Genomic DNA, 7,230 nt, shown 5'->3' on the forward strand with positions numbered 1-7,230 from the left:
GGAACGGTTCCGGGCCATGATGGCCGCATGGCTTCTCCTCCGAATGCGGCCATCGGCTTCGCGGCCGATGGCTTCCAGACCGACCGCACCCGTCTCATGGGCCGCCACGTCGCCGGCGACGGCTTCCTGCGCGGCCTGATCCGCCATGGCGGGCTGGACCGGCTGTCGGCCTATCTGCTGGCGCCGGGCGACGGCCCGGTCTTCGAGCAGCTGGCCCGCAAGGCCGGCGCCACCATGGCGCTGGAGGCCATCGCGCCGCAGCGGCTGGACCGCCTGGCCGCCATCGGCACGCTGATGCTGCCCGGGCCGGAGGTGGCGCAGCTGGCCCGCGCCAGGCGCTTCGCGGGGTCCACGGCCTATTCGGTGGTGGGCGTCACCCACACCACCGCCTCGCATGGCGCGATGGAATCCATCGCCGACCTGCTCGCCGGCCCGGCCGAGCCCTGGGACGCGCTGATCTGCACCTCCCGCGCCGTCGCCGCCACCGCCCGCAGCCTGCTGGAGGCCGAGGCCGCCCAGCTGCGCGACCGGCTGGGCGCCCAGCGCTTCCCGCTGCCGATGCTGCCGGTGATCCCGCTCGGCGTCGATTGCGCCGCCTTCGCGCCGCCGCCCGGCGCCCGGGCTTCCTGGCGGGCGCGGCTGGGCATCGCCGAGGACACGGTGGTGGTGCTGTCGCTCGGCCGGCTGTCCTGGCACGCGAAGGCGCATCCGGTGGCGCTGTTCGGCGCGCTGGGCCGGGCGGCACGTCGTCCCGGGGCGCCCAGGCTGCATTGCGTCCTCGCCGGCTGGTTCGCCCATGGCGAGCAGGAGGAGGCGCATCGCGCCATGGCCGCCGCCCTGGCGCCCGAGGTCGGCCTGTCCATCGTCGATGCCCGCGCCGCCGAGGCCCGTCAGGGCCTGCACGCCATGGCTGACGTTTTCTCTCTGTTGGTCGACAATATCCAGGAGACCTATGGGCTGGCGCCGGTGGAAGCGATGGCGGCCGGGCTGCCGGTCGTGGTCAGCGACTGGGACGGGTTCAAGGACACCGTCCGCCATGGCGAGGACGGGTTCCGCGTCCCCAGCCTGATGGCGCCGCCGGGCAGCGCTGCCGACCTGGCGCTGCGGCATGCGGCGGGGGCGATGAACTACGACAACTACCTCGGCGCCTCGACCCAGCTGGTGGCGCTGGACATCGCCGCCGGGGCCGAGGCCTTCTTCGCCCTGGCGACGAATGCGGAGCTCCGCCGGCGGATGGGCGCGGCGGGGCAGGCCCGGGCGCTGCAGCATTTCGACTGGCGGGTGGTGATCGGCCAGTACCAGGCGCTCTGGGCCGCACTGGCCGAGCGCCGCCGCGCCGCCACCCCCGGCCCGCGCGCCATCGACCCGCGCCATGCCGACCCGACCGAGGGCTTCGCGTCCTATCCCAGCGCGGCGCTGGCGGGGGAAATGCGGGTGGCGGCGGATCCCGAGGCCTGTTCCTCGATCGAGGCGCTGGCGGCGTTGCCGGGCGGGATCTATCGCCCGGCCGGCGGGCTGGCCGAGGCAGGTCTCGCGGGGATGCTGCACCGGCTGCAGCAGGAAGGCCCGACCACCATCGCCGCGCTGCTGCCCGAGGAGGGCCGCGCCGCGGCGCTGCGTGGGCTGCTGTGGCTGCTGAAGTCCGGCTTCGTCCGCCGGCTGCCGCCCGCCTGAATCAGCCAGCCTGAATCAAGAAAGGGGCGGGCCTTTGCGGCCCACCCCCCAGGTCGTTCCGACCGTTCAGTGCCGGAACCAGCGGTGCCACGCGAAGGCGGCAGCCCGAAAGATTAATTCCAGCCGGCGCGTTGGAGGATTTGCAGGGCTTCCGGCGTGCGGTCGAGGTTGCCGGCGGCGTTGATCGGCTCGGCGCGGAAGGTGCCGAGGCCGGCCAGCAGTGGGTGCAGCGGCGCGCCGGCGACCACCGGGAATTCCATGTTGCCGAGGGCGAACATTTCCTGCGCTCGGTGGGTGGTCATGAATTCCAGGAAGCGGATGGCATTCGCCTTGTTCGGCGCATTGGCGGTCAGGCCGGCGCCGGAGATGTTCACATGGGTGCCGCGGTCGCCGGCGCCCTGGTTCGGGAAGATCACGCCGATCCGCTTGAACAGCGCCTGGTCCTCGGGCTTGTCCGAGCGGCCGGTCAGGCCGAGGTAGTAGCTGTTGGCGATGGCCAGGCTGCACTGGCCGGAGGGGATGGCGCGGAACTGGTCGCGGTCGCCGCCCTGCGGGGGACGGGCGAAGTTGGCGACGACCCCACGGGCCCAGGCTTCCATCTTCTCCGGGCCGTCGGCGATCAGCAGGGCGGCGGCCATGCTGGTGTTGTAGGGATGCGCGCCGCTGCGGGCGCAGATCATGCCCTTGAAGCGTGGATCGGCCAGGTCCTCGTAGCGGGCGAGGCCCTCGGGTGCACCCTTCTCGCGATCATACATGATCAGGCGGGCGCGCTGGGAGACGGCAAACCACAGGCCCTGCGGGTCGCGCAGCGCAGCCGGGACCCGCTCGTTCACGGTGGCCGAGCCATGCGCGGCCAGGATGCCGGCCTGGGCGGCGCGGGCGAGGCGGGCGGCGTCCACCGTCATGAAGACATCGGCCGGGCTGTTGGCGCCCTCGTTGCGGATGCGCTCGATCAACTGGTCCGCCTGGCCCTCGATCACCCGCACGCGGATGCCCGTCTCCCTGGTGAACTCCTCGTACAGCGCGCGGTCGGTGTCGTAGTGGCGCGCGGAGTAGAGGTTGATCTCGCCGGCGCCCTGGGCGCGAAGGCCGGCAGGGGCGGCGAGCGCCAGCGCGCTGAGCGCGGCGAGGAGGGGGCGTCGGAACATGGGCGTCTTTCCTCGGATGAACGGCGGTTCATCTCCAGCCGTCGCCCCGATGCCTAGGCGAAGTGAGAAGCACTCGCAAGCGAATCCCGGCGCCGCCTCAGCCTGAGGCGAGCAGGATCCGCAGCGGCCAGGCGCCCTCGGCCAGGCGCAGCGCCGGGGCGGCGGCGATGTCCTGGTCGTTCAGCAGGTCGCGCCAGGCGGCAGCACCCAGCGCCGCGGGCAGCGGCAGGCTGGCCTCGCCCCAGGCGGCGGCGGAGGGCAGGGCGCTGTCGCCGCCGGGCAGGGCGCGGATCGGCACGGCAACCAACAGGGTCTTCCCCCCATGGCGGCGCAGGAAGGCCAGGGTGCCCGGCGGGGCGGCCAGCGGCTCGTGGCTGCCGTCGCGGAACAGCGCCGGATGCGCCGCGCGCGCCGCCAGCAGGCGGGCGATCAGCTGCTGCTTGATGGCGCCGTCCTGCCAGGAGGCGAGCAGCGCCTCCGGGCTGCGGCCCGCCTCCAGCGCCGCGCGGCGGGCGTCGTAGTCGACCGGCCGGCGGTTGTCCGGGTCGACGAGGGAAAAGTCCCAGAACTCGGTGCCCTGGTAGAGGTCGGGGGCACCGGGGACGGTCAGGCGCAGCGTCGTCTGCGCCAGGCTCTTCAGCGCGCCGGGGGCGGCGAGGCGGGCGGCGAAGTCCTGCAGGCCGCGCGCCAGCTCGGGATGGCGGGCCGGGTCGAGCACCGCGCGCAGGAAGTCCTGCGCGGCGCCCTCATAGGCCTCGTCCGGCATGGCCCAGCCGGAGCGGTGCTTGGCCTCGCGGATCGCCTTCTGCTGCCAGCCTTGCAGCCGATCGGTCCAGGCTTCGACCGCGGCACGATCGGCGACGTCGAGCCCGACCGGCCAGCTGGCCAGGATCATCTGGAACAGCATGGCGGCATCGGCCGGCTCTGGCGCCGGGCCGTCGGGCAGCGGCTGCACCAGCGGCTGGCTCGCCGCCAGGAAGCCGCGCAGCGCCGCGGCCCAGTCGTCGGGCATCTCTGCCAGTGCCGCGAGGCGCATGCGCAGGTCCTCGCCGCGCTTGTGGTCATGCGTCGCGGTGGCCAGCAGCGCGTCCGGGAAATCCCTGCCGCGGGCGGCGGACAGCTGGTGGAAGCCGTCCGGCGGGAGCGAGAAGAGGCCGGGATTGGAGCCCACCTCGTTGCGCGACAGCAGCCGGCCGTAGCGGTAGAAGGCGGTGTCCTCGACGGACTTGGCGGCGGTCGGCGAGGAGAGCTGCTGGAAGCGCTGGCGGGCGGTCAGCAGCATCTGGCGGGCGGCGCCGGCCGGGTGGTTGCGCGGGCGGTCCTCGGCCAGCCAGAACAGCAGGTGCGACAGCACGGCATGGTCGGTCGGGTGCAGCCGGGCGCGGGCGGCGCCGGCGGCCTCGGCCAGGATGCGCTGGTCCTGCTGCGACGGTTCGCCCGCCCGGACATAGACGCGATAGACCGGCATGTGCAGCAGCAGCTCCGCCAGGCTGCGGCGGATGGCGTTGAAGGAGAAGTCACGCGAGCGCAGATGGCCGCGCGCCAGGCGGTGCAGGGCGCGGGCGGCGGCGTCCAGCTCGGCGGCCAGGTTGTCGCGCAGGATCTGCTTGCGGGCGGCGAGCTCCTGCCCGTGGAAGTCCAGATCGCTGCCGGTCACCTCGCGCCACAGCGCGGAGAGCGGCGCCTCGCCCGCCGGGTCGTGCAGCAGGGCGCCGACCTGGTCCATGAAGTCGTAGCCGGTGGTGCCGTCCGTGGTCCAGCGCGCCGGCAGCGCCTCGCCGGCGGCCAGGATCTTCTCGACCACGACATAGGGTTCGCCGGCAGGGGCGCCGGCCGGGCGGCGATGCGCGACGGCGGCCATGCGGCGGCGCAGCTTGCGGCAATAGCCGGCCGGGTCCGCCAGCCCGTCGACATGGTCGATGCGCAGCCCGTCGACCAGCCCCTCGGCATAGAGGCGGAGGAGAAAGGCATGGCTGGCGTCGAAGACCTTGGGATCCTCGGCGCGCAGGCCGGCGAGACCCGTGACGTCGAAGAAGCGGCGCCAGTTGATCTCGTCGGAGGCCGTGCGCCACCAGGCCAGGCGGTAGTGCTGGCGCTCCAGCAGCCCGTGCAGCCGGGCGGTGCCGGTCAGGCTTTTCGGGTCATGCGCCTCCAGCCCGCCGCGCTCGCCCAGGATGTTGTCGGCATCGCCCTGGCGGATCGGAAAGCGGTTGTCGAAATAGGCGACGGACAGGCCGGTCGGGCCTTCGGCGACCAGCGTCAGCTCGCCCTCGGCCAGGGCCTCGCCATAGGAGCGGCCGAGGAAGGGGGCGAGGATCTTGCCGTTCAGCGCGGGGTCGGGGCTGTCCCAGTCGACGTCGAAGAAGTCGGCGTATCGGCTGTCGCGGCCATGCGCGAAGACGTCCTGCCAGTAGGGGTTGTGCGGGCCGTCGACGCCCATGTGGTTGGGCACGATGTCAAGCAGCAGGCCGAGGCCGTGCTGGCGCAGCGCCGCGACCAGCCGGCGCAGCGCCGGCTCGCCGCCGAGCGCCGGGTTGATCGCGTCATGGCCGGTGTTGTCATAGCCATGGGTCGAGCCCGGCGCCGCCGGCAGCAGCGGCGAGGCGTAGAGATGGCCGACCCCGAGCCGTGCCAGATAGGGCACCAGCGGCACCGCGTCGTCCAGCGTGAAGCCGGCATGGAACTGCAGGCGGTAGGTGGCGCGGGGGCGGGTCTCGGCGACGGGTGCAGCCAGCGGCATCAGGGAGCTCTCCGCGCCCGCGCCAACCCGCGCAGACGCTGTTCGATCGCGGGATCCTGGAACATCCGCTCGACCGGAGGGGCGAGGCGTCGGCGCCAGTTGGGATGTTCCTCAACGGTGCCGGGCAGGTTGGGTTGCTCGACGGCGGCGACGGCATCTTCCAGCGGCAGCAGCGCCAGCTCGCAGCGGGCGCGACCGATATGGGCGGCCGCCGCATCGGCGACACGGGCGGCCTGATCCGGGCCCGGCACCGGCCCCTCGGCGACGCCCGACCTGCAGAAGGCGTCCCAGAGCAGCGGCCGCTCGGCCGCCCGGGTCTCCGCCATGCCGGGGATGGTGTGGCCCAGCTCCTCGCGCCAGGCCAGGTCGCGTCCCTCCCACCAGCCGGCGACGGTCGGCAGGTCGTGGGTCGAGGTCATGGCGACCGCGCCGGGGCTCCAGCGCTGCGGCGGGATGAAGTCGGCCACCTCGCCCTTCGGCGGCTCGGTCTGCTCGAACCACATGACGCGCATGCCGGCGATGCCGGCGCGCTCCAGCTGCGGGCGGAAGCCTTCCGGCACGGTGCCCAGATCCTCGCCGATGGCGACGGCGCCGTGGCGCGCGGATTCGAGCGCCACCAGCCGCAGCAGGTCGCGCAGCGGATAGCGGATGTAGCAGCCCTGGTCGGGCGTCGCGCCCTCCGGCACCAGCCAGAGGCGGCGCAGCCCCAGCACATGGTCCAGCCGCACGCCGCCGGCATTGCGGAAGGCGGTGCCGAGCATCTCCCGGAACGCCGCGAAGCCATTGGCGCGCAGCCCGTGCGGCGAATAGGTGGTGATGCCCCAGCCCTGGCCGCGGCGGTTGAAGATGTCGGGCGGCGCGCCGATCTCGACACCCTGCAGGAACTCATCCTGGCGCGACCAGGCATCGCTGCCGCCGCCATCGACGCCGATCGCCAGGTCGGCGATCAACCCGATGCGGGCGCCGGCCTCGCGCGCCGCGCGCTGCGCCGCCGCCAGGCCGCGATCGGCCTGCCATTGCAGGAAGGCGTGCCAGTCGACCTCCTCGGCATGCGCCGCGGCGAAGGCGGCGACGGCGGCGCTCTCCGGATCGCGCAGCGCCGCGCCCCAGTCGCGCCAGTGGAATGTCTGCGGGTCCTGCGCCAGCTGCGCCGCCTGCAGCGCCTCGAAACGGGCATGGCGTTCCAGCGCGGCGCCGCTCTCGGCACGGAAGGCCGCGAAGTCGTCGCGCAGGCTGGCCGGCGCCTGGGCCTGGAACACCTCGAAGACCTGGCGCAGGCGGGCGAGGCGGGCGGCGGTGGCGGCCGGCCAGTCGATCAGGTTCAGCTGCTCCAGCCGGGTCCATTCGGCGGCGAGCTCCGGCGCGAAGGCCGGCGTCAGCTCGCCCAGCAGCGTCTCGGCATCGGCATGGCGCACGTCGAGCCGCAGCCGGCTGGAGGGCGCATAGGGGCTGAAGCGCGTCGGCACCGCGGTGAACTGCGCATGCACCGGGCTGAGCGCGATGGCATCCGCCCCCTGGCCGGCGGCGCCCACCGCGAAATCGGCCAGCGCCGTGTAGTCGCCGAAGCCGCCGTCGCCGGTGCGCCGCAGCGAGTAGAGCTGCACCGCCAGCCCCCAGGCGCGGCCGCCTGGGGGCTGGCGGTGCAGCTCTACTCGCTGCGGCGCACCG

General features: G+C 73.8%; 4 protein-coding genes. 1 reads left to right on the forward strand and 3 read right to left on the reverse strand.

The annotated features are described in order from the left end of the window. Positions 1–27: 27 nt before the first annotated feature. On the forward strand, positions 28–1,674 hold the full coding sequence (locus BKE38_RS09925; protein WP_076957152.1) for a glycosyltransferase family 4 protein: 1,647 nt from the start codon (positions 28–30) through the stop codon (positions 1,672–1,674). Between the two features lie 113 nt (positions 1,675–1,787). Here BKE38_RS09925 and BKE38_RS09930 read toward each other — a convergent pair whose 3' ends face one another. The 3 genes from BKE38_RS09930 to malQ form a co-directional block, all read right to left on the reverse strand. Then, positions 1,788–2,822 (reverse strand): extracellular solute-binding protein, encoded by a 1,035-nt coding sequence (locus BKE38_RS09930; RefSeq protein WP_076957153.1) that lies wholly within the window; start codon positions 2,820–2,822, stop codon positions 1,788–1,790. 97 nt (positions 2,823–2,919) lie between these two features. Continuing rightward, positions 2,920–5,562: a malto-oligosyltrehalose synthase gene (gene treY, locus BKE38_RS09935; RefSeq protein WP_076957154.1), complete on the reverse strand. Its 2,643-nt coding sequence runs from the start codon at positions 5,560–5,562 to the stop codon at positions 2,920–2,922. Beyond that, positions 5,562–7,230: 4-alpha-glucanotransferase (malQ, locus tag BKE38_RS09940; RefSeq protein ID WP_131829551.1), on the reverse strand; the 1,669-nt coding region annotated here is incomplete at its 5' end. The genes treY and malQ, both read right to left, overlap by 1 nt.

The sequence above is a fragment of the Teichococcus deserti genome (assembly GCF_001982615.1).
GTDB lineage: Bacteria > Pseudomonadota > Alphaproteobacteria > Acetobacterales > Acetobacteraceae > Pseudoroseomonas > Pseudoroseomonas deserti.